The sequence below is a fragment of the Paraburkholderia aromaticivorans genome, from assembly GCF_002278075.1.
Classification (GTDB): domain Bacteria; phylum Pseudomonadota; class Gammaproteobacteria; order Burkholderiales; family Burkholderiaceae; genus Paraburkholderia; species Paraburkholderia aromaticivorans.
In genome coordinates, this window is record NZ_CP022989.1 from 1,593,452 (window position 1) to 1,614,772 (window position 21,321).

20 protein-coding genes are annotated in these 21,321 nt (G+C 63.6%); 5 read left to right on the forward strand and 15 right to left on the reverse strand.

The genetic code is table 11. The features are described from left to right. The first annotated feature begins 174 nt into the window (after positions 1-174). Complete coding sequence (locus tag CJU94_RS07305; RefSeq protein WP_095418119.1) at positions 175-1,425, forward strand: Hsp70 family protein; 1,251 nt, start codon at positions 175-177, stop codon at positions 1,423-1,425. A gap of 110 nt (positions 1,426-1,535) precedes the next feature. Here the strand turns inward: CJU94_RS07305 and CJU94_RS07310 are convergent, their stop codons facing one another. Beyond that, entirely contained in the window at positions 1,536-1,739 is a 204-nt protein-coding gene (locus CJU94_RS07310; RefSeq protein ID WP_007180251.1) for a cold-shock protein, read from the reverse strand. 482 nt (positions 1,740-2,221) lie between these two features. Here CJU94_RS07310 and CJU94_RS07315 point away from each other — a divergent pair, with 482 nt between their 5' ends. Next, entirely contained in the window at positions 2,222-3,817 is a 1,596-nt protein-coding gene (locus CJU94_RS07315; protein WP_095418120.1) for an APC family permease, read from the forward strand. A gap of 126 nt (positions 3,818-3,943) precedes the next feature. Here the strand turns inward: CJU94_RS07315 and CJU94_RS07320 are convergent, their stop codons facing one another. The 7 genes from CJU94_RS07320 to CJU94_RS07350 all read right to left on the reverse strand — a co-directional run bounded on the left by CJU94_RS07320 (position 3,944) and on the right by CJU94_RS07350 (position 10,105). Next, positions 3,944-4,729 carry a DODA-type extradiol aromatic ring-opening family dioxygenase gene (locus tag CJU94_RS07320; RefSeq protein ID WP_095418121.1) on the reverse strand — a complete coding sequence of 262 codons (786 nt, stop codon included), beginning with the start codon at positions 4,727-4,729 and terminating at the stop codon, positions 3,944-3,946. Between the two features lie 154 nt (positions 4,730-4,883). Next, the gene (locus CJU94_RS07325; RefSeq protein ID WP_095418122.1) at positions 4,884-5,483 is read right to left on the reverse strand and encodes a UbiX family flavin prenyltransferase; all 600 of its coding nucleotides are present in this window, start codon (positions 5,481-5,483) and stop codon (positions 4,884-4,886) included. A gap of 43 nt (positions 5,484-5,526) precedes the next feature. Continuing rightward, positions 5,527-5,838, reverse strand: coding sequence for a Grx4 family monothiol glutaredoxin (grxD, locus tag CJU94_RS07330; RefSeq protein WP_007180255.1), 312 nt, complete (start codon positions 5,836-5,838; stop codon positions 5,527-5,529). A gap of 118 nt (positions 5,839-5,956) precedes the next feature. After that, the gene (gene prmC, locus CJU94_RS07335) at positions 5,957-6,817 is read right to left on the reverse strand and encodes a peptide chain release factor N(5)-glutamine methyltransferase (RefSeq protein ID WP_095418123.1); all 861 of its coding nucleotides are present in this window, start codon (positions 6,815-6,817) and stop codon (positions 5,957-5,959) included. A gap of 7 nt (positions 6,818-6,824) precedes the next feature. Beyond that, entirely contained in the window at positions 6,825-7,907 is a 1,083-nt protein-coding gene (gene prfA / locus CJU94_RS07340; protein WP_095418124.1) for a peptide chain release factor 1, read from the reverse strand. A gap of 125 nt (positions 7,908-8,032) precedes the next feature. Then, a complete protein-coding gene (hemA, locus tag CJU94_RS07345; protein WP_095418125.1) occupies positions 8,033-9,319 on the reverse strand; it encodes a glutamyl-tRNA reductase in 1,287 nt (428 codons plus the stop codon). Between the two features lie 63 nt (positions 9,320-9,382). Further along, positions 9,383-10,105 (reverse strand): response regulator transcription factor, encoded by a 723-nt coding sequence (locus CJU94_RS07350; RefSeq protein WP_095418126.1) that lies wholly within the window; start codon positions 10,103-10,105, stop codon positions 9,383-9,385. 204 nt (positions 10,106-10,309) lie between these two features. On the opposite strand from CJU94_RS07350, the gene CJU94_RS07355 reads away from it, so the two are divergent. The 3 genes from CJU94_RS07355 to CJU94_RS07365 are packed head-to-tail and all read left to right on the forward strand — an operon-like array spanning position 10,310 to position 13,053. After that, the gene (locus tag CJU94_RS07355) at positions 10,310-10,564 is read left to right on the forward strand and encodes a hypothetical protein (RefSeq protein WP_095418127.1); all 255 of its coding nucleotides are present in this window, start codon (positions 10,310-10,312) and stop codon (positions 10,562-10,564) included. Positions 10,565-10,583: 19 nt separating this feature from the next. After that, the gene (locus tag CJU94_RS07360; RefSeq protein WP_095420250.1) at positions 10,584-12,398 is read left to right on the forward strand and encodes an aminopeptidase P family protein; all 1,815 of its coding nucleotides are present in this window, start codon (positions 10,584-10,586) and stop codon (positions 12,396-12,398) included. A 31-nt stretch (positions 12,399-12,429) separates the two neighbouring features. After that, the gene (locus CJU94_RS07365) at positions 12,430-13,053 is read left to right on the forward strand and encodes an HAD family hydrolase (RefSeq protein WP_095418128.1); all 624 of its coding nucleotides are present in this window, start codon (positions 12,430-12,432) and stop codon (positions 13,051-13,053) included. Positions 13,054-13,170: 117 nt separating this feature from the next. Here the strand turns inward: CJU94_RS07365 and CJU94_RS07370 are convergent, their stop codons facing one another. The 7 genes from CJU94_RS07370 to ugpB all read right to left on the reverse strand — a co-directional run bounded on the left by CJU94_RS07370 (position 13,171) and on the right by ugpB (position 21,149). Beyond that, positions 13,171-14,292, reverse strand: coding sequence for a DUF748 domain-containing protein (locus CJU94_RS07370; protein ID WP_095418129.1), 1,122 nt, complete (start codon positions 14,290-14,292; stop codon positions 13,171-13,173). 293 nt (positions 14,293-14,585) lie between these two features. Further along, a complete protein-coding gene (gene ettA, locus CJU94_RS07375; protein ID WP_095418130.1) occupies positions 14,586-16,253 on the reverse strand; it encodes an energy-dependent translational throttle protein EttA in 1,668 nt (555 codons plus the stop codon). Positions 16,254-16,486: 233 nt separating this feature from the next. Then, a complete protein-coding gene (locus CJU94_RS07380; RefSeq protein WP_425272184.1) occupies positions 16,487-16,786 on the reverse strand; it encodes a DUF3761 domain-containing protein in 300 nt (99 codons plus the stop codon). Positions 16,787-16,839: 53 nt separating this feature from the next. Beyond that, positions 16,840-17,928, reverse strand: coding sequence for a sn-glycerol-3-phosphate import ATP-binding protein UgpC (locus tag CJU94_RS07385; RefSeq protein WP_095418131.1), 1,089 nt, complete (start codon positions 17,926-17,928; stop codon positions 16,840-16,842). Positions 17,929-18,025: 97 nt separating this feature from the next. After that, positions 18,026-18,871 carry a sn-glycerol-3-phosphate ABC transporter permease UgpE gene (gene ugpE, locus CJU94_RS07390; RefSeq protein ID WP_095418132.1) on the reverse strand — a complete coding sequence of 282 codons (846 nt, stop codon included), beginning with the start codon at positions 18,869-18,871 and terminating at the stop codon, positions 18,026-18,028. Beyond that, positions 18,868-19,752 (reverse strand): sn-glycerol-3-phosphate ABC transporter permease UgpA, encoded by an 885-nt coding sequence (gene ugpA, locus CJU94_RS07395; RefSeq protein WP_095418133.1) that lies wholly within the window; start codon positions 19,750-19,752, stop codon positions 18,868-18,870. Before ugpA ends, ugpE begins: the two co-directional genes overlap by 4 nt. 71 nt (positions 19,753-19,823) lie before the next feature. Beyond that, entirely contained in the window at positions 19,824-21,149 is a 1,326-nt protein-coding gene (ugpB, locus tag CJU94_RS07400; protein ID WP_095418134.1) for a sn-glycerol-3-phosphate ABC transporter substrate-binding protein UgpB, read from the reverse strand. Positions 21,150-21,321: the final 172 nt, after the last annotated feature.

Below are 21,321 nucleotides of genomic sequence, written 5' to 3' on the forward strand. Positions count from 1 at the left end.
TGAATTCCGAAAATTGGCGGCGTATCCTGTCGAAATGAGCAATATTCGTTCCGTCGAGCCAGGCTTCTCCGTTCTTGCGGCCGCACCCGAAACGTCAGTTGATGCTGATTGGCCTTTCGTGATACAAAGCCGCTCCCCTTCTGTCCGCGCCAGCCGTGAGCGGCGATTCCTGCCATGAACTATTGCGCGATTGACTTCGGTACTTCCAACTCGGCCGTGGCCGTTCCTGACGGCGGCGCGCTCAAGCTCGCGCCGGTCGAGGGCGCCTACACGACGCTGCCCACCTCGGTCTTTTTCAACACCGACGAAAACACCCGCGAATTTGGGCGGGCCGCGCTCGCCGCGTACATTGACGGCTTCGACGGCCGCCTGATGCGCTCGATGAAGAGCATTCTCGGCTCGCCGCTCGCCGAGAATTCCACCGATCTGGGCGACGGCTCCGCGATCAAGTACACCGACGTGATCGCGATTTTCATCGATCACCTCAAGCGCTCGGCCGAAACAAGCGCCGGCGGCCCGATCAGCCGCGCCGTGCTGGGCCGCCCGGTGTTTTTCGTCGACGACGACCCGCGCGCCGACCAGATGGCGCAGCGTCAACTCGAAGCGGCGGCGCGCTCGGTCGGTCTGCAGGAGATCCACTTTCAGTATGAGCCGATCGCGGCCGCGTTCGACTACGAATCGCATCTGACGGAAGAAGGGCTCGTGCTGGTGGCCGACATCGGCGGCGGCACCTCGGACTTCTCGCTGGTGCGGGTCGGACCGGAACGCATGAAGCGCGTCGAGCGCAAGGACGACGTGCTGGCCCATCATGGCGTGCACGTCGCGGGAACGGATTTCGACCGTCGCGTGGAACTGGCGACGATCCTGCGCGAATTGGGCTATCAGACGCTGGACCCGGAAGGCCGCGAGATCCCGAACCGGGTCTATTTCGATCTAGCGACCTGGCATCTGATCAACACCGTCTACGCCCCGAAGCGCGTCAGCGAACTCGCGCTGATGCGGCACCTGTTCACCGAGGTCAAGCATCACGACCGCCTGATGCGGGTCGTGGACCGTCGTTTGGGCCACGCGCTGGCGGCGCATGCGGAAGAGGCGAAGATCGGCGTGGCGGCGGGCGGCGAGACCGTGATCGATCTCGACGAAGTGGAAGACGACCTGCGCCTCGCGTTCGACGAAGCACAACTCATCCAGGCCGGGCAGGAGGAAACGCGGCGCATCGTGCAGGCGGCGCGCGACACGGTGCAGTCGGCCGGTGTCACGACACGCGAACTCAGCGCGATTTATTTCACCGGCGGCTCGACGGGTCTGGCGTTTTTATCGAGCGCATTGGCGGCGGCGTTTCCCGATGCCAAGGCGGTATTCGGCGACCGTCTCGCGAGTGTGGCAACCGGGCTCGGTATTCACGCGCGTCGTCTGTTCGGATAACCAAAGATTACCAATCGCAATTAGCGAAGATAATCGCTTCTGCTGTTGCAGCAGATATAAAAAAACCCCGCCGAGGCGGGGTTTTTTGCGTCCAGAAGGAAGCGTGTCGCTTACACCGGCTTGATGTTAGCAGCTTGCTTGCCCTTCGGGCCCGTCTTCACTTCAAACGTAACCTTTTGGTTTTCTTGCAGCGTCTTGAAGCCTTCCGTGCGGATTTCCGAGAAATGCGCGAACAGATCTTCGCCACCGCCGTCCGGCGTGATGAAGCCAAAGCCCTTTGCGTCATTGAACCACTTGACGGTACCGGTTTCCATATTACTTGTTCCTAAAGATGGTAAATAAGGCCGAAGCCCAGAGAGTGCATGAAAATCAAGGAAGGGGGTAATGGGACCAACCGGAGTACCGTTGATGGGCGAACTACGAAAGACCAATTCACTCGCCGCTTGAAATCCTGCCCGAACGTTATACGGCGATTTTGAGAGAAGGTCAACAGTCTCCACACAACTTTACGTACTTTCGGGGAACAGGCGCAAAAATTGCTTACAAACCTTGCTATTCGTCCGAGTTTTTTGCTAGGGAGAACCCTTAGTTTCGCTGCAGGGCCTGGGTGCAACCGTTAAACTACGCGCCGCGCGTCGGTTGCACCTGATCGGGATGGAACGTCGCGCAAACATGTGCGTCACCCCGTCTCCCAACGCCACAGGCGTTGTCACGCGGTGCCGACATGGTTCTGCTGCAAACTTGCATGGGCCGGAGCAAATGCTAAGCACTACCTCTGGCCGACACAGGAGAAGATGTGAAAAGTTCTATACAACGGAACATCGGGCCGTTTGCGCTAATGCTCACCGGCTTGGGTTCGATCATCGGATCGGGCTGGCTGTTCGGCGCGTGGAAGGCTGCAAAAATTGCCGGGCCCGCTGCCATTTGTGCATGGGTGATCGGCGCGGTCGTGATTCTCGCGATCGCATTGACGTACGCCGAGCTCGGCGCGATGTTCCCGGAATCCGGCGGCATGGTCCGTTATGCGCGCTATTCGCACGGGGCGCTGGTCGGCTTCATCAGCGCATGGGCGAACTGGATCGCAATCGTTTCGGTTATTCCCATCGAAGCTGAAGCATCCATTCAATATATGAGTACGTGGCCCTATCCATGGGCGCACGCGCTATTCGTCGACGGGTCATTAACCACCAACGGGTTATTGCTCTCCGCGGCACTCGTGATCATTTACTTCTTGCTGAACTACTGGGGCGTGAAGCTGTTCGCGCGCGCCAATTCGGCGATCACGATCTTCAAGTTCCTGATCCCCGGCGCGACGATTCTCGGCCTGATGCTGACGGGCTTTCACAAGGAAAACTTCGGCGAGGTGAGCACCTTCGCACCGTACGGCTGGTCGGCGGTGCTGACCGCCGTGGCGACGAGCGGCATCGTGTTCGCGTTCAACGGCTTCCAGAGCCCGATCAACCTTGCCGGCGAAGCGCGCAATCCGGCGAGGAGCGTGCCGTTCGCGGTGATCGGCTCGATCCTGCTCGCCCTGGTGATCTACGTGCTGCTGCAAGTCGCGTATATCGGCGCGGTGAACCCGAGCGACGTGGTGAAAGGCTGGAGCCACTTCAACTTCGCGTCGCCCTTCGCCGAACTGGCGATCGCGCTGAACCTGAACTGGCTGGCAATCCTGCTCTACGTCGACGCATTCGTTAGCCCGAGCGGCACCGGTACGACCTATATGGCGACCACCAGCCGCATGATCTACGCGATGGAGCGCAACAACACGATGCCGAAGATGTTCGGCAACGTGCACCCGTTCTACGGCGTGCCGCGTCAGGCCATGTGGTTCAACCTGCTGGTGTCGTTCATTTTCCTGTTCTTCTTCCGCGGCTGGAGTTCGCTGGCGGCGGTGATCTCGGTCGCCACGGTGATTTCGTACCTGACCGGCCCAATCAGCCTGATGTCCCTGCGCCGCGCGGCAACGGACCTCGACCGTCCGTTGCACATTCCGGGCATGAAGATCATTGCGCCGTTCGCGTTCGTTTGCGCGTCGCTGATCCTGTACTGGGCGAAGTGGCCGCTGACCGGCGAGATCATTCTGCTGATGGTCGTCGCTCTGCCGGTGTACTTCTACTTTCAGGCGAAGTCGGGTTTTGCCGGCTGGGGACGTGATCTGAAGGCGGCGTGGTGGCTGGTCGCTTATCTGCCGGTGATGGCGATTCTGTCGCTGATCGGCAGCAAGCAGTTCGGCGGTCACGACCTGATCCCTTACGGCTGGGACATGCTGGTGGTTATCGCGTTTTCGCTAGTGTTTTACTACTGGGGCGTGAATAGCGGCTATCGCTCGGAATATCTGGATGAGCGCCAGGAGCATGACGAAGTGCTCGAAGGCATCGGTGCTCACTAAGGTGCCGCGCTGAGTCTGCTAGCGGGATCGCTCCCGGATCCGCTGTAGAAAACCCCCGTCTGGATTGCTCCAGGCGGGGGTTTTTGTTTGCAGCCGTGAGGTCATGCGCTAGAAGCGCCCGCCGGATCAGGCGGTGCCGAACACGTAGTTCGTCATGGCAAGCGAGCGCTGATACGTTCCAAGCGACTGGATGGTCAGCGAATAATCGTCGTCCGCCGCGCCCAATGCCGCGAAGACGGGTAGCAGATGCTCGTCGGTCGGGTGCATCAGCACTGCGTGCGGCGCCTGGCGGCGGTAGTCGAACAGCGCATCGATATCGTGCGCGGCGAGCTTTTCCTCGAACCAGCCGGTGAATTCGGCGACGCGCGGATCGGCATCCTCGGGGCGCGCGGAGAAGTCGGCGGCGCGCAGGTTGTGCGTGATCTGGCCGGAGCCGATCACCATCACGCCGTCGTCTCTCAGCGAACGCAGCGCTCGGCCGACGCGGAAGTGATGCGCCGCGTCCTTATTCGGCTGGATGGACAACTGGGCGACGGGCACGTCGGCGTGTGGGAACATGAGCAGCATCGGTACCCATGCGCCGTGGTCGAGTCCGTGCGGCTGGGCGTCCGCGAGGATGCCGTTGTCGTTGAGCAGCACGGCGGCACGGCGCGCCACGTCCGGCGCGCCCGGAGCGGGGTACTGGATCTCGTACAACTGGCGCGGAAAGCCGTAGAAGTCGTGAATGGTTTCCGGCGCCGTCGACGTGCTCGCCACCGGCTGCGCCGTGCCCCAATGGGCCGAGAGCATCAGCACCGATTCGGGACGCGGCAGTTGCGCGCCAAGTGTGCCGAATTCGGCGGACGGCAACGATGGGTCGATCGGCAGCGTGGGAGCGCCGTGCGACAGGAAAAGCGAAGGCAAGCGGTTCATGGCAGCAGCGCCGCTGCTTAAGTGCGGCGCAAAGATTGGGCTGCTACCAATATAGGGGCGAACGGCTGTTTGATAAACGGGCTAAAAAGGAATTGATTGTGTCGCAGATGTTGTCAATCTGCGCACATGCACAGACTTAGCCACGCCGCGCCCGCTATTCCTGAGCGCCGCGCAGCCCAGCCCACGACGGCGACATGGCCGGCCCGAGCGCGAACAGATCCAGCACGCGCGCCACGGTGTGATCGACCATTTCGTCGATGGAAGCGGGTTGGTTGTAGAAAGCGGGCAAGGGCGGAAAGATCACGCCGCCCATCTCGGTAACGGCCGTCATGTTGCGCAGATGCGCGAGATTAAACGGCGTTTCGCGCACCAGCAGCACGAGGCGGCGGCGCTCCTTGAGCGTGACGTCGGCGGCGCGCGTGATCAGGTTGTCCGAGAAACCGTGTGCGACGCTGGCGAGCGTCTTCATCGAGCAAGGGGCGACCACCATGCCGTCGGTGGCAAACGAGCCGGACGCGATGCTTGCGCCGACGTCGCGCACCGAATGGACGACATCCGCGAGCGGATGCACATCTTCTTTGCTCAACTGGAGTTCGTGCTGGATATTGAGCCACCCCGCGCTCGAAATCAGCAGGTGGCTTTCCACGCCGCCCAGCCGGCGCAGCGTTTCGAGCAGCCGGATGCCGTAGATGGCGCCGGTCGCGCCGGTGATCGCGACGATCAGCCGGCGTGGCGCCGCAGCGCGTGTTGTCATGGCTCGCGGCGCCGTGGGGGCAGGGTGTGTGGACCGGGGCCGCTCAGGCCGCGGCAAACAACTGCTGCAGTTCGCCCGATTCGTACATTTCCATCATGATGTCCGAGCCGCCGATGAATTCGCCCTTCACATAGAGCTGCGGAATGGTCGGCCAGTTCGAGAACTGCTTGATGCCCTGGCGGACTTCGTCGTCTTCGAGGACGTTGACGGTTTTGATCTCACCGACGCCGCACGCCTTCAGGATCTGAATGGCGCGGCCCGAAAAGCCGCACATCGGGAACTGAGCGGTGCCCTTCATGAAGAGGACGACGGCGTTGTCGTCGACGATTTGCTTGATGCGTTGTTGCGTGTCCATGACTGACCTTGCGGTTCCGTGATGTGTAGGGAATAGGCTGAAATGATAGCGGATTTCGATACAGCCGGCCGAACCCCGCGATGTCCGTGCGGCGATTGTGGATATTAGGCGATGCGCGTCAGCCGGCCAGACGGCCGCCGCTGATCCGCTCGATGCCGGCAAGATCGCGCTCCGAGCGCACGTGCGCAAAGCCTTGCGCCGTCAGCAAGCCGCGCACGGCTTCGGCCTGATCGTAGCCGTGCTCGATCCACAATACGCCGTTGGCGGCGAGCCGTGTGGGTGCGCCGGCGATGATCGCGCGGATCGCGTTGAGCCCGTCGGCTTCGTCGGTGAGCGCGCCGCGCGGTTCGAAGCGCAGATCGCCTTCGTCCAGATGCGGATCGCCGCTCGCGATATACGGCGGATTGCTGACGATCACGTTAAAGCGCAAGTCGGCGTCGAGCGAGTCGTACCAGTCGCTTTGCGTCAGCACGACAGCGCCGCCGGGGCGCTTCGCGTCGAGCAGGCGGGCGGCGTTGCGCGTGGCGACCGCCAGCGCTTCGGCGGAGCGGTCGAGCGCCCAGACCCGTGCGTCGGGCCGCATCGATGCAATCGCAACGGCAATCGCGCCGGTGCCGGTACCGAGATCGAGCACACATGGACGCGCGAGGTGTTCCAGCGCCGCCAGCGCGGTGTCGACCAGCAACTCGGTCTCGGGGCGCGGAATGAGCACGTGCGGCGTGACTTCGAAATCCAGCCCAAAAAATTCCCGGGCGCCGACCAGTTGCGCCACCGGCTCGCCGGCTACGCGGCGCGCTTCCAGCGCCCGGTAACGTGCAACCAGCTCGGGCACGAGCGATTCGTCGCTGCGCGTGATCAATTGCGTGGGCCGCCAGCCGAGCACGTGCGTGAGCAGAATCCGCGCTTCGAGCGGCGGCAGCGGCGAGGCGCGCAACAGCGCGGCAGGCGTCGCGGGTGTAGCGGGTGTGGCCGACGTCATGCGCGCTTCAGTCCGCGTCGCCCAGGGAGGCCAGCAATTCGGCCTGATGCTCGCTGACGAGCGCCGCGATCAGCTCGTCGAGATCGCCGTCCATGATGGCGTCGAGGCGGTAGAGCGTCAGGTTGATCCGGTGGTCCGTCAAACGCCCTTGCGGGAAGTTGTAGGTGCGAATCCGCTCCGAACGGTCGCCCGAGCCGATCAGGCTCTTGCGCGTGGCGGCTTCTTTCGCCTGCTGTTCGTGCGACTGCTTGTCCTTGATGCGCGCGGCCAGCACCTTCAGCGCGCGGTCCTTGTTCTTGTGCTGCGAACGGTCGTCCTGGCATTCGACGACGATACCGGTCGGCAAGTGCGTGACGCGCACCGCCGAATCGGTCTTGTTGATGTGCTGCCCGCCCGCGCCGGACGCGCGAAACGTGTCGATGCGCAGATCGGCGGGATTGATCTCGACTTCGCCGATTTCGTCCGCTTCCGGCATGACCGCGACCGTGCAGGCCGACGTGTGGATGCGGCCTTGGGTTTCGGTCGCCGGCACGCGTTGCACCCGATGGCCGCCGGACTCGAACTTGAGCTTCGAATAGGCGGCCTCACCGGCGATCCGCACGATCACTTCCTTGTAGCCGCCCAGATCGGATTCGCTCGCCGACATCATCTCCACTTGCCAGCGGTTGCGCTCGGCATAGCGCAGGTACATGCGCAGCAGGTCGCCCGCGAACAGCGCGGATTCGTCGCCGCCTGTTCCGGCGCGGATTTCGAGGAAGATGTTGCGGTCGTCGTTCGGATCTTTCGGCAGCAGCATCTTCTGCAGCTCGGCGCCGAGCTTGTCCATGCGCTCGCGCGCGGCGCGAATTTCATCTTCCGCGAAGTCGCGCATGGACGCATCCGCCAGCAATTCCTGCGCGGTAGCCGCGTCGTTCATGGCCTGGCGCCACAGCGCGTAGTGCTCGACCACCGGCCCGAGCTCGGCGTGTTCCCGCGTGAGCTTGCGGTATTGGTCGAGATTCGAGGTGATGTCCTCTCGGCTCAACAGATCGTTCAGTTCGGCCAGCCGGGTAGTGAGCTGGTCGAGCTTGCGTTGCATGCTCGTTTTCATCGGACGGGTATCGGAGCGGACTCCGGCAAGGACGACGACTAGGGGAATGGGCGGATGCCCTTGGTCAGAAGCATGTCGCGGGCCACGTGCGGGCAGCGCGGACAGCGCGGGCGCTGGCTGCGCCGCTAACGCTCCGTGGAACCGGAGTGCTTGTAGAAACCGCTCATGAGTTCGATGAGCGTGTCACGGTTTTCGCTGCTCGCGCGATTGAGTGCGTGCGTGGGGCCGTGGATCAGTTTGTTGGTGAGCGACTGCGACAGCGCCTCGAGCACGGCGGCCGGATCGTCGCCGCGTGCGAGCATTTTTTGCGCGCGCTCCACTTCTGCGCGACGCAGCACGTCGGCCTGCGTGTGCATATGGCGGATCACCGGCACGATGCTGCGCGCGTCCAGCCATTGCATGAAATTCTGCACGCGCGTTTCGATGATCGATTCGGCCTGCGCGACCGCGGCTTGCCGCGACGCATTGCCTTCGCGGACGATCGCGCCGAGGTCGTCGACGGTGTACAGGAACACGTCTTCGAGCTTGCCGACTTCGGGCTCGATATCGCGCGGAACGGCCAGATCGACCATGAAAATCGGCCGGTGGCGGCGCGCTTTGACCGCCCGCTCGACCGCGCCCAAACCGATGATCGGCAAGGTGGACGCGGTGCACGACACGATGATGTCGAACTCGTGCATGCGCGTGGGTAGATCGGAGAGCGGGATGGCCCGGCCGTTGAACCGCTCGGCGAGCCGCGTGCCGCGCTCGGCCGTGCGGTTCGCGACCACCAGTTCGCGCGGTTGCTGCGCGGCGAAGTGCGTGGCGCAGAGTTCGATCATTTCGCCCGCGCCGATGAACAGCACGCGCTGGTTCGAAACCTTGTCGAAAATCCGCTGGGCGAGGCGCACGGCGGCGGCCGCCATGGAAACCGACTGCGCGCCGATTTCAGTCGTGCTGCGCACTTCCTTCGCCACGGCAAAGGTGCGCTGGAACAACTGGTTCAAGTAGGTGCCGAGCGCGCCGGCTTCGGACGCGGTGCGCACCGCGTCCTTCATTTGTCCGACGATTTGCGTCTCGCCCAACACCATCGAATCCAGCCCGGACGCGACGCGAAACGCGTGGCGCACGGCTTCCGACTGCGGCAGCGCGTAGACGTGCGGCGCGAGTTCGTCGATGGGCAGGTTGTGATAACGGGACAGCCACTGGATCGCGGCTTCGCGCGCGGCCTGGTCGTCGGTTGCGCAGTAGAGCTCGGTGCGATTACAGGTGGACAGGATCGCGGCTTCCGGCGCCGTGCGGACCGACGGGCCGAGCCAGATGCTCTTGAAGGTGTCCAGTGCAGGCTTGATCTGTTCGAGCGGAAACGCCACGCGTTCGCGCAAGGCGACAGGCGCAGTGTGGTGATTGATTCCGATCGTTAGAAGCTGCATTTGGGGGAGCTATGGTTTAGCTGAATATTATAGCGTTTCCACGATTCTTACATTGTGAGGACGTCATTCCGGCTCCACGACCGCTTCGACGACCGCTTCCGGCGGGATTGCGTCGAGTTGATAGCCGTAGCCGTAGAGCGGCGTCAGGCAATAACCGTGTTCGGGGTGAAGCTGCAATTTGCTGCGCACCCGCGACGCGTGCGTGTCGACCGTGCGCGACCTTACGTCGCGGCGGCGCGTCCAGACGTTTTCAAGGATATGCGCCCGCGACACCGGCCGCGACAGATTGCTGAAGAGCAGCAGTGCAAGACGGAATTCCTTCGGCGTGAGGGTGACCGTCCGGTTACGGAATGTGACGGCGAACTGCGCCGCGTCGAACGCATATTCGCCGATGGTGTCGCGCCGCCGGTTGGGCGGCCGCCGCAAGCCGGCGCGGCGCAGGAGCGCGTCCACGCGCGCCAGCATCTCGGGGCCGCGAACCGGTTTGGCCAGGCAGTCGTCGGCGCCGGCATGCAGCGCGGCGACAATCTGGCTTTCGCGCGGCGCCGACATCAGCACGATCACCGGCAAACCCGGCAGGACGGCGCGGGCGCGCGGGATGACGTCTTCGGCGGAATGGTCGCCGGCCCAGCTTTCGGTAATGAGAAGGTCGAAGAATTCTTCGTTGACGCGAGCGAGGAACGGGACGCTCGCGGTGAAGTGCTGACACAGATGACCGCCGGCGAAAACCAGCCGACCGACCAGTTCAGCGTGCCTCAGGTCCGGCTCGATAAGGGCGATTCGCATGACGCGCTTTCAGCGTGGCAATGACCGGGGACCAGGCTTTTCCGTAAGGCTTACAGCTTGCCTAACATCACCCCGACCCCTAAACTCAACCGCTATGCGGAAAGCGCCGTGCTGAACTTCTATAGTTAACGAGACAAAAATGCTAGCTGTATTGGCCCCTTGCGCCCATGAGACGAATCCGAAACTGCGCGAGGCCGGCCGCTAATGGGGTGGCCTGGACTTGTAGTATTAGGGGCGGCGATCGGCCTCGCGGGCTGGTGGTTGCATCCACTGCGGCGCGCGAGCCGCGCCCGGTGGTGGGCGGCGCTGTTGGCCGGGGTGCTGGGCGCGGCCGTCGCGCACATGGCCGGCAACGTGATAGGTCTCTTTCATGACGGTGATACGCTCGAATGGCCGGTATGCACCGCCGTCGCGTTGATCGCCGTTGCCGTGACGGTCGGCTTGCTTTCCCGTCGATGAATATTTGCAGGTGAATCCGATGAATGCCCGACTTCCCGAAACCTCCTCCATTCCCGAACGGCTCGCCACGTTGCGCAACGCAATGGCGCGTGAGGGCGTTGCCGCCTACCTGGTGCCGTCCGCGGATCCGCATCTATCCGAATACCTGCCGGGGCGCTGGCAAGGCCGGCAGTGGCTGTCCGGCTTCACAGGCTCGGCCGGCACGCTGATCGTGACCGCGGACTTCGCCGGTGTCTGGACAGATAGCCGTTATTGGGAACAGGCCAATGCGCAACTGGCCGGAACCGGCGTTCAGCTGATGAAGATGACCGGGGGCCAGCAGAGCGCGCCGCATTTCGAATGGCTCGCGCAGAACGTGCCGGCGGGCGGCACCGTCGGTGTGGATGGCGCCGTGCTCGGCGTGGCGGCGGCGCGGGCTTTGAGCCAGGCGCTGAGCGCGCGCGGCGTGCAGTTGCGCACGGACGTCGATCTGTTCGACGCGATCTGGCCGCAGCGTCCGTCGCTGCCGGCCGCCGCCGTGTTCGAGCATGCCGCGCCGCATGCGAGCGTCGACCGTTCGGAAAAGCTCGCGCAGATTCGCCGCGCGATGGCCGACAAAGGCGCGCAATGGCACTTCATCTCCACGCTCGACGATCTCGCGTGGCTGCTCAATCTGCGCGGCGCCGACGTCAGCTATAACCCGGTATTCGTGGCGCACGCGCTGATCGGGGTGGACCATGCGTCGCTGTTCGTCGCGAACGGCAAGGTGCCGCAGTCGCTGGCCGATGCGCTGGCGAAGGACGGCATCAGCGTCGAGCCGTATGCCAGGGCCGCGGACGCACTGGCCGCGCTGCCCGCCGGCAGCACGCTGCTGATCGACCCGCGCCGCATCACGTTCGGCTCGCTGCAGTCGGTGCCGTCCACGGTCACCGTGGTCGAGGCTGTCAATCCGTCCACCTTCTTCAAGTCGCGCAAGACCGCGGCGGAAGCCGAGCATGTGCGCGAGACGATGGAGCAGGACGGCGCGGCGCTCGCGGAATTTTTCGCGTGGTTCGAAGGCGCGCTGGGCCGCGAAACCATCACCGAACTTACTATCGACGAACGTCTGACGGCGGCTCGGGCGCGTCGTCCGGGCTTCGTGTCGCTGAGCTTTGCAACGATCGCCGGCTTCAACGCGAACGGCGCGATGCCGCACTACCGCGCCACTGAAGAATCGCATTCGGTGATCGAGGGCAACGGCCTGTTGCTGATCGACTCCGGCGCGCAGTATCTGAGCGGCACGACCGACATCACCCGCGTGGTGCCGATCGGCACCATCAGCGAAGCGCAGCGGCGCGATTTCACGATCGTGCTCAAGGGCACCATGGCGCTCTCTCGCGCACAGTTCCCGCGCGGCATCCGTTCGCCGATGCTCGACGCAATCGCCCGCGCGCCGATCTGGGAAGCAGGCGCGGATTACGGCCACGGCACCGGTCACGGCGTGGGCTATTTCCTGAACGTGCACGAAGGCCCGCAGGTGATTTCGCACTATGCGCCGGCCGAACCGTGGACCGCGATGGAAGAAGGCATGATCACCTCGGTCGAGCCGGGCATTTACCGTCCGGGCAAGTGGGGCGTGCGCATTGAGAACCTCGTGCTCAACGTGCCTGCTGGCCAAACCGAGTTTGGCGACTTCCTCAAGTTCGAGACGTTGACGTTGTGCCCGATCGACACGCGTTGCCTCGATCTTTCGCTGCTGCGCGAGGACGAACGCGCGTGGCTGAACGCGTATCACGAAACCGTGCGCACGCGCCTGTCGCCGCACGTGTCCGGCGACGCCAAGGCGTGGCTGGACCTGCGCACGCAACCCATCTGATTGCCCGCGGAAATTCGCTCACGGAGAGTGCATGGCCATCAAGGCAGTGGTGTTCGATTTCGGCGGCGTATTGATCGACTGGAGCCCCGAGTATCTGTATCGGGAACTGATTCCGGACGAGACGGAGCGCCGCTGGTTTCTGACGCACGTCTGTTCGATGGACTGGGTGATCCGTCAGGACGGTGGCCAGCCGATCGTCGAGGCCACCGAGGAACTCGTCGCGAAGTTTCCCGATCACGAAACGCTGATCCGCGCGTTCTACGAACGCTGGCACGAGATGGTGGCCGGCGTGCTTCAGGAGGGCGTGGCGATCATGGAAAAGCTCGAAGCGGCCGAGGTGCCGCTCTTTGGGCTAACCAACTGGTCGGCGGAAACCTTTCCCTATGCGTGGGAGCATTACCCGGTGCTGCGGCGGTTTCGCGATATCGTCGTGTCGGGCCGGGTGGGGTTGGTGAAGCCTGATCCGGCCATCTTCGCCGCCATGCTTGAGCGGATCGACGCGCAACTGCCGGGCATCGAGCCCGCTGAACTCGTCTTTATCGACGACAACCTGAAGAACGCCGAGGCCGCGACGGCGCTCGGCTGGCACGGTGTGCATCACATCAGCGCCGCGCAAACCGAAACGACACTGCGCGGGCTGGGGTTGCCGGTTTGAGGCCGAGGCGGTTCTAGCGGCAAGCCAGCGGGTCCGCTTCCGGCGGCGTTGCTTCACCTCCGCCGCACTTCTGCCTGATTCAGCGCATTTCACGCGCGGCTGACGGATCTGACCGACCTACTGGCCGAGCAGATTCTTCAACGCGTTACCCAAGCCTTTCACGGTTTCTCCTGCACCCTTCGCCACGTCCTCGACGCTCACGCCGAGCGCTTTCGCGAAGCCGGTGCCGATGCGCTTCATCAGGCCTTCCTGCACCGAGAATTTCGGGTCGCGCAAATCCCCATCCAGCACGAAATGCAGCGTGATGTCGCCGTTGTGCGTCTTGAACGCGGCGACCGCGGCTTTGGTCGGAATCGACAGAAAGGTGTCGAGCGGATTGCCGCTGTCGGCGAGTTGCAGATTGTGGACCGTCAACGTGCCGGGTGCGTGCAACCGATAGTTGCGCACCGTCGACTCGACTGTCATGTCGACCGTGCCGCCGGTCACTTGCGCCTTGGCGCCGGCCTTTTTGATCAGGTACGGGTCGAGCATCACGACGTCGACGCCATGAAGTTTGCTGGTGGTCTGCGAGTCCTTGCTGGCGATCTTGATCCAGCCACCGAACGACACGGTGCCCGTGTGCGCGGGGCCTTTGATCGAACCCGTGACATCGACGGTGGTCGGCTCGGTGAGGGCGGGCAGGCGCAGGTTGTCGACGGTCGCATTGGCATCGCTGACCGTGACTTTGAACGCCGGCGGCCCCACTGTCATGTCGTAGAAGTGGAAGTTGCCGTGCTCGAACTTGATGTGATCGACCTGCTTTTCACGGGGAGTCGACGCCGCCGTGCCGCTCGCCTCCGTGTCGGATTGGTTCACGGTTTGGCGCAGATTCGGCATGAGGCGAATCGCGCCGTCCTTCGTGCGCAGCACGGCGATATCGAAGCCCCGCACCACCACGTTGCGGACATGCATGCGCCGCGCGAGCAGGTCGCGAATGTCCGGGGTCAGGGTGATCTCGTCCGCTTTGAGCGGATCGCCGGCCGGCCAGCCGGGCGGTGATTTGAGGAGAACGTTGGTGAGGCGGACCGAGGTGAGGCCGACATCGATGGTTTCGGCGCTGCCCAGCGGCCCGAGCGCCGCGATCACGCGCTCCTTGATCTCGTGTTGGGCGTACCGGAAGGCGCCGACCACGGCGACGATCAGCACCAGCAGCGCGCCGCCCACGGCAACGGCCCAGCGCTTGCCCTTCGACATCGCCATGCTTGCCTCCTCGTCACCGCGTTACGTGCGGTGTGGCAGTGATCGGCCTGCGCGCTCGTGTGGCGGGTGCGCGCGTGGATGAATGGGGCCGAGCGGAACGCACGTGGCCCGCCGCGATGACGTGCGTCACGCGGTGGTAAGCAAGGTGTGTGCCGTAAGGTTCACCCGGCGGCGCCGGACGGTCCGGCACCTGCCGCGCGGTACCCGCAATGCCCGCCGTGGCGGGCCGCAAGGCGGCCGCCGCAGCGGCCCGCGCGTCATTAGCGGCGACGAGCAGGCCGCCCGATCCGGACTTATCGCGCGATCGGCTTGTAACGCAGACGTTTCGGGCGTGCACCTTCTTCACCCAGACGCGCGCGCTTGTCCGCTTCGTATTCCTGGTAATTGCCGTCGAAGAACGTGACTTGCGAATCGCCTTCGAACGCGAGGATGTGCGTGGCGATCCGGTCGAGGAACCAGCGATCGTGCGAGATCACCAGCACCGAGCCGGCGAATTCGAGCAAGGCGTCTTCGAGCGCGCGCAGCGTTTCGACGTCGAGGTCGTTCGACGGTTCGTCCAGCAGCAGCACGTTGCCGCCCGCGATCAGCGTTTTGGCCAGATGCAGCCGGCCGCGCTCGCCGCCCGACAGGTTGCCGACGATCTTCTGCTGGTCGCCGCCCTTGAAGTTGAAGCGGCCGATATATGCGCGCGACGGCGTTTCGTACTTGCCGACCGTCAGCACGTCCGCACCGCCGGAGATTTCCTCGAACACGGTCTTCGAGCCGTCCAGCGCGTCGCGGCTTTGATCCACGTACGCGAGCTTGACGGTCGGGCCTTGCACGATCTCGCCCGAATCCGGCTGTTCGCGGCCGGTGAGCATGCGGAACAGCGTCGACTTACCCGCGCCGTTCGGCCCGATGATGCCGACGATGGCGCCCGCCGGGATCTTGAAGCTGACGTTGTCGAGCAGCAGACGGTCGCCATACGACTTGCTGACGTTCTTGAACTCGATCACTTCATTGCCGAGGCGGTCGCCGACCGGAATGAAGATTTCCTGGGTTTCGTTGCGCTTCTGGTAGTCCTGGCTGTTCAGTTCCTCGAAGCGGGCGATGCGCGCCTTCGACTTCGCCTGACGGCCCTTCGGGTTCTGGCGCACCCACTCCAGTTCCTTCTTGATGGCTTTCTGACGCGCCGATTCCGACGATTCTTCCTGCTTCAGCCGCTCTTCCTTCTGGTCGAGCCAGCTGCTGTAGTTGCCCTTCCACGGAATGCCGTGGCCGCGGTCGAGTTCGAGAATCCACTCGGCGGCGTTGTCGAGGAAGTAGCGATCGTGGGTCACCGCGACCACGGTGCCGGGGAAGCGCGTCAGGAACTGCTCCAGCCAGTCCACCGATTCCGCGTCCAGGTGGTTGGTCGGCTCGTCCAGCAGCAGCATGTCCGGCTTTTCGAGCAGGAGCTTGCACAGCGCGACGCGGCGCTTTTCGCCGCCCGACAGATGTTCGATCTTCGCGTCCCAGGCCGGCAGGCGCAGCGCGTCGGCGGCGATTTCGATCTGCTGCTCGGCGTTGCCGCCATCTGACGTGGCGAGGATCGCTTCGTACTTGGCCTGTTCGGCGGCGAGCGCGTCGAAGTCGGCGTCCGGTTCGGCATAGGCCGCGTAGATTTCGTCGAGCTTCTTCTGCGCGTTGAACACGTCGCCGAGACCTTCCTCGACCGCTTCACGCACCGTCTTGTTCGGATCGAGCTGCGGTTCCTGCGGCAGATAGCCGATGTTCAGGTTCGGCATGGGCGTGGCTTCGCCTTCGATATCCTTGTCCACACCGGCCATGATGCGGATCAGCGTCGACTTGCCGGAGCCGTTCAGGCCGAGCAGGCCGATCTTCGCGCCGGGGAAAAACGACAGCGAGATGTCTTTCAGGATTTGACGCTTGGGCGGCACGATCTTGCCGACCCGGTTCATGGTGAAAACGTATTGGGCCATTTGCTTGCAATAGACGTTGACGACGCCGGCCGCGAGGGGGCGGGCGATCGTGGGTGGATGGGTAATCGGTGTTATGGCCGGGCGGAGCGCCCGGCGCCGGCCGGCGCGGCGTAGAGCGTGGCGTCAAACTTCGCGGCGCCCCGCGCGCGGGCGGGTTCTTCAGATGGCATTGTACTTCGGCAGCGGCGGGCGACGGCAGTGGGTGTCCGTTCGGCGGGAGGCGGTTCGGATGCTCAGAGCCAATCCGCCACGCCGCCGTGCCGCGAGCACGTGCCGCTGCGGTGCCGGCTGAAGCTGTAGGTGCCGTCGCGGCAGCGCGCCGTGGCGCCTTCCGGCGCCTTGCCCGAAAGGGAGCGGGCCGGCGCGTGCACGGTGTTGCCGTCGCGATTGGTATAGGTGTTGTGATTGCTGAGGTTCGCTTCGTCGGACGTCGTGCCCGGCGCAACGTACGCGAACGCCGCCGACACGTTGAACAGCAGTGCCGCGGCAACCGCGGCGCAGGACCGCAGGTTTTTGCCCGTGAAGCGCATCATGGTCTTTCGAGTGCTTGTTATTCTGACTGCTTGCTTGTGCGGTCTATCAGGTATCAATTCGCGCGTCTTCCGCTCGCCGGGTCGAAGAAATGCAGGTGCTGCGCGGGCAGCGCCACTTGCAGCGCTTCGCCCGCTGCGGGCCGATGCGCGTGTGGCAGGCGCACCGTCACGTCATGGCTGCCCCAGCGCCCGTGCGCGAGATTGTCCGCGCCGAGCAGTTCGCAGGAATCGACAGTGAGCGTTGCATAAGCCGTATCCGGCTGGCCGGGGCTCATGTGTTCCGGACGAATGCCGAGCGTCCACTCGCGTCCTTTGGCGACTTCATGGCCGATCGACGCCGCGCCTTTCAAAGGCAGCGCCGGACCGTTGCCGGCCACCTGGAAGACAGCGCCGTCGTCCGACACGCGGCCTTCCAGCAGATTCATCCCCGGCGAGCCGATGAAGCTCGCGACGAACACCGTGGCGGGCCGCTCATAGACCTCGGTCGGCGCGCCGATCTGCTCGGCGTGGCCCTTGTTCATCACGATCACGCGCTGGGCCAAGGTCATCGCTTCGATCTGATCGTGCGTCACGTACAGACTCGTGGTGGCAAGCCGCGCATGCAGGCGCTGGATTTCGAGGCGCATCTGCACGCGCAGGCGGGCGTCGAGATTCGACAGCGGTTCGTCGAACAGAAACACGGCCGGCTCGCGCACGATCGCGCGGCCCATCGCGACACGTTGCCGTTGGCCGCCGGACAGATCGCGCGGTTTGCGTTGCAACAGCGCTTCCAGTTCGAGAATCTGCGCGGCGGCGTCCACGCGCTTGCGGATCTGCGCGCGGTCCACGCCCGCGATCTTCAGCGCGTAACCCATGTTCTCGGCCACGCTCATGTGCGGATACAACGCGTAGTTCTGGAACACCATCGCGATGTTGCGATCCTTCGGCTCGAGTTGGTTGACCACTTTGCCGGCGATCGAAATGCTGCCGTCGGAGATGCGTTCGAGTCCCGCCACCATTCGCAGCAGGGTCGATTTGCCGCAACCGGACGGACCGACCATCACGACGAACTCGCCGTCGGCGACGTTCACGTCGATGCCGTGCAACACGAACTGTTTGCCGTCGTAAGTTTTTTTAACGCCTTGCAGAGTCAGTGCAGCCATGCCGTTTTTTGCCTTTCGTTGCTTGCCGCGGGTCGCGCGGTATTGATTCGGTGTTGTCCGTTCCGATGCCGGAAGAAGCTCGCTCAAGCAACGCCGCTCACTTCTCCGCGTCCACGAGTCCGCGCACGAACCAGCGCTGCATGGTCAGCACGACGGCGAGCGGCGGCAGCATCGCGAGCAGCGTCGCGGTCATCACGAGATGCCATTCGGTGGCGGTGTCGCCGGAGGCGATCATGCTTTTGATGCCGACCACGGCCGTGGTCAGCGATTGCTGGCTCGTGATCAGAATCGGCCACAGGTACTGATTCCAGCCGTAAATGAACGTGATGACGAAGAGGGCCGCCATATTCGTCTTCGAGAGCGGCAGGACCACGTCCCAGAAAAAACGCATGGCGCCTGCGCCGTCGATCCGCGCGGCTTCCATCAGTTCGTCCGGCAGCGTCATGAAGAACTGGCGGAACAGGAACGTCGCGGTGGCCGAAGCGATCAGCGGCAAGGTCAAACCGCTGTACGTATTGCTCAGATGCATGGACGACACGACCTGCACGGTCGGAAAGATCCGCACTTCGACCGGCAGCATCAGCGTGATGAAGATCAGCCAGAACGCGAGGTTGCGAAACGGGAAACGGAAGAACACGATCGCGTACGCGGAGATCATCGAGACCGCGATCTTGCCGATCGAAATCACCAGCGCCATCACGAGGCTGTTGAACAGCATGCGGCCGAATGGCGCCGCCGCGTTGCCGCTGCCTTGAGACCAGACGGTCGCGACGTTCTCGAACAGGTGCGTGCTCGGCAGCAGCGAAAGCGGCACGCTGAACACTTCGTGCTCGCTCATGGTCGCCGCGCAGAACGCGACGTACACCGGAAACACCACCAGCACGGCGCCCAGAATCAGCACCGCGTGGCAGAAGAGGTCGAAACCGCGGCGGTTCTCGATCATGAGTATTGAACCCTGCGTTCGATGAAGCGGAATTGCACGACCGTCAATGCGACGACGATCACCATCAGGATCACCGACTGCGCGCCGGAGCTGCCGATGTCGAGCCCTTGAAAACCTTCGGCGAAGATCTTGTAGATCAGCGTGCGGGTTGATTGCGCGGGACCGCCGCCGGTGGCGGCGTCGATCACAGGGAAGGTGTCGAAGAATGCGTAGGTGATGTTGATCACCAGCAGGAAGAAACTGGTCGGCGACAGGAGCGGCAGTGCGATGCCGAAAAAGCGCCGCACCGGACCGGCGCCGTCGATCGCCGCCGCTTCGATGAGCGAGCGCGGAATCGCCTGCAAGCCGGCGTAGAAGAACAGAAAGTTATAGCTGACCTGTTTCCAGACGGACGCGAGCACCACCAGAAACATGGCCTGGCCCGCGTTCAGCGCGTGATTCCAGACGATGCCGTACTTGGCGAGCGCGTAGGTGACGAGACCGATGCTCGGGTTGAACAGGAACGACCACAGCACGGCGGCGATCGCGGGCGCAACCGCGTACGGCCAGATCAGGAGCGTCTGATACGTCCTCGCGCCACGTATCACGCGATCGGCGCAGACTGCGAGCAGCAACGAGATCACGAGTCCCGACACCGTGACGAGCGCGCAGAAGATCAGCGTCGTATAGAACGACGACAGGTAGAGCGGATCGCCGAACAGTTGTTTGAAGTTGGCGAGTCCGACGAACTCGCTCGAGGTGCCGAACGCGTCCTGGCTTTGCGTGGATTGCCACAGCGCCTCGCCGGCCGGCCACAGAAAGAACAGCAGCGTGATCGCGAGTTGCGGCGCGACGAGCAGGTAGGGCAGCAGGCTGGTGCCGAAGCTGGAGCGCTTTTCCATCGATGATTCCCAAGGTTCTGCGGCAACCACGGGTTCCGCTGCGAGCGCACCGGAACCCCGCCGGCGAATGCCTAGTTGCCGGCTTTTTCGAAGCGGCGCAGCAGTTCGTCGCCGCGCGAGACCGACGCGTCGAGCGCCTGCTGCGGCGTCTTCTTCTGTGCCCAGACCTGTTCGAGCTCTTCGTCGATGATCGTGCGGATCTGCGGCATGTTGCCCAGACGCAAGCCCTTCGTGTACGGCAGCGGCGGCTTGTTGAGCATCTGCTTGATGGCGGTGTCGCTGCCCGGATTCTTCTCGTAGAAGCCCTGCTGCTGCGTCAACTGGTAGGCGGCGGTGGTGACCGGCAGATAGCCGGTGTCCTGATGCCACTTGGCCGCAACCGGCGCCGACGACAGATACGAAAGGAATTTCGCCACGCCCTTGTAGACCGCCGGATCTTTACCCGACAGCACCCACAGGCTTGCCCCGCCGATGATCGCGTTCTGCGGCGCGCCCTTCACGCTGGCGTCGTAGGGCATCATGCCGGTGCCGAAGTTGAACTTCGCGTACTTCTTGATCGTGGCGAGCGAACCCGACGAGTTGGTGATGATCCCGCAGTCGCCGCTATAGAACTTCGACACCGGTTCGTCCTTGCGGCCGACATAGGTGAAGGTGCCGTCCTTCTGCATGTTTTGCAGGAACTGGATATGCGCGACCTGCAGCGGCTTGTTGAATTCCAGTTGCGCGTCCGGGCCGTCGAAGCCGTTGTTCTTCGACGCGAACGGCGCGCCGTGCCAGGCGCTGTAGTTCTCGAGCTGAATCCAGCTCTGCCAGCCGGACGAATAGCCGCACGCCATGCCCGATGCCTTCAGCTTCTGCGCGTCGGCCTGCAGTTCGGCCCAGGTTTTCGGCGGCTGGTTCGGGTCGAGGCCGGCTTTCTTGAAGGCGTCCTTGTTGTAATACAGCACCGGTGTCGAACTGTTGAACGGCATCGAGATCAGCTCGCCGCTTTTCGCGTCGCTGTAATAGCTGGCGATGGTCGGCACGAAGGCTTTTTCATCGAGCGGCACGCCGGCTTGCTTGAATACTTCCGAGACGGGGATCACGGCCTTCTTCGCCTGCATCATCGTGGCGGTGCCGACTTCATAGACCTGCAGGATGGCCGGCGCATTGCCGCTGCGGTACGCGGCGATGCCGGCGGCGAGGGTCTGGTCGTAGGTGCCTTTGAATACCGGCACGATCTTGTAGTCGCTTTGCGACGCGTTGAACGCGTTGGCAATGTCGTTCAGCCGTTCGCCCAGCGCGGCTTCCATGCCATGCCAGAACTGGATTTCAGTTGCGGCGTGGGCCGCCTGACTGAGGCCGGCGCTCAATACGGCGGCAACGGATAGCGAACGGATTAGCGGCTTCAAACTCATCGATTTGTCTCCTATGTCGACCAGAGTGTGCGCTTCAGCGCTGACTCTGGTCTCATGCAACAGGGTTGCGGAAAGGGCGCGGCTGCGAATCGCGCGATTCTATTTGTGTTCGATGACAGTCCGGCGTCGGCGACCGGGCGGCGTGCATTTTTTTTGAAGGGCGCCGAATGCC

What these genes read in the sequence shown, in the direction of transcription:
- CJU94_RS07305 (WP_095418119.1), top strand. Translation starts at nt 175, where the DNA reads ATGAACTATTGCGCGATTGACTTCGGTACTTCCAACTCGGCCGTGGCC.
- CJU94_RS07310 (WP_007180251.1), bottom strand. Translation starts at nt 1,739, where the DNA reads ATGGAAACCGGTACCGTCAAGTGGTTCAATGACGCAAAGGGCTTTGGC.
- CJU94_RS07320 (WP_095418121.1), bottom strand. Translation starts at nt 4,729, where the DNA reads ATGAACCGCTTGCCTTCGCTTTTCCTGTCGCACGGCGCTCCCACGCTG.
- CJU94_RS07325 (WP_095418122.1), bottom strand. Translation starts at nt 5,483, where the DNA reads ATGACAACACGCGCTGCGGCGCCACGCCGGCTGATCGTCGCGATCACC.
- grxD (WP_007180255.1), bottom strand. Translation starts at nt 5,838, where the DNA reads ATGGACACGCAACAACGCATCAAGCAAATCGTCGACGACAACGCCGTC.
- prmC (WP_095418123.1), bottom strand. Translation starts at nt 6,817, where the DNA reads ATGACGTCGGCCACACCCGCTACACCCGCGACGCCTGCCGCGCTGTTG.
- prfA (WP_095418124.1), bottom strand. Translation starts at nt 7,907, where the DNA reads ATGAAAACGAGCATGCAACGCAAGCTCGACCAGCTCACTACCCGGCTG.
- hemA (WP_095418125.1), bottom strand. Translation starts at nt 9,319, where the DNA reads ATGCAGCTTCTAACGATCGGAATCAATCACCACACTGCGCCTGTCGCC.
- CJU94_RS07350 (WP_095418126.1), bottom strand. Translation starts at nt 10,105, where the DNA reads ATGCGAATCGCCCTTATCGAGCCGGACCTGAGGCACGCTGAACTGGTC.
- CJU94_RS07355 (WP_095418127.1), top strand. Translation starts at nt 10,310, where the DNA reads ATGGGGTGGCCTGGACTTGTAGTATTAGGGGCGGCGATCGGCCTCGCG.
- CJU94_RS07360 (WP_095420250.1), top strand. Translation starts at nt 10,584, where the DNA reads ATGAATGCCCGACTTCCCGAAACCTCCTCCATTCCCGAACGGCTCGCC.
- CJU94_RS07365 (WP_095418128.1), top strand. Translation starts at nt 12,430, where the DNA reads ATGGCCATCAAGGCAGTGGTGTTCGATTTCGGCGGCGTATTGATCGAC.
- CJU94_RS07370 (WP_095418129.1), bottom strand. Translation starts at nt 14,292, where the DNA reads ATGGCGATGTCGAAGGGCAAGCGCTGGGCCGTTGCCGTGGGCGGCGCG.
- ettA (WP_095418130.1), bottom strand. Translation starts at nt 16,253, where the DNA reads ATGGCCCAATACGTTTTCACCATGAACCGGGTCGGCAAGATCGTGCCG.
- CJU94_RS07380 (WP_425272184.1), bottom strand. Translation starts at nt 16,786, where the DNA reads ATGATGCGCTTCACGGGCAAAAACCTGCGGTCCTGCGCCGCGGTTGCC.
- CJU94_RS07385 (WP_095418131.1), bottom strand. Translation starts at nt 17,928, where the DNA reads ATGGCTGCACTGACTCTGCAAGGCGTTAAAAAAACTTACGACGGCAAA.
- ugpE (WP_095418132.1), bottom strand. Translation starts at nt 18,871, where the DNA reads ATGATCGAGAACCGCCGCGGTTTCGACCTCTTCTGCCACGCGGTGCTG.
- ugpA (WP_095418133.1), bottom strand. Translation starts at nt 19,752, where the DNA reads ATGGAAAAGCGCTCCAGCTTCGGCACCAGCCTGCTGCCCTACCTGCTC.
- ugpB (WP_095418134.1), bottom strand. Translation starts at nt 21,149, where the DNA reads ATGAGTTTGAAGCCGCTAATCCGTTCGCTATCCGTTGCCGCCGTATTG.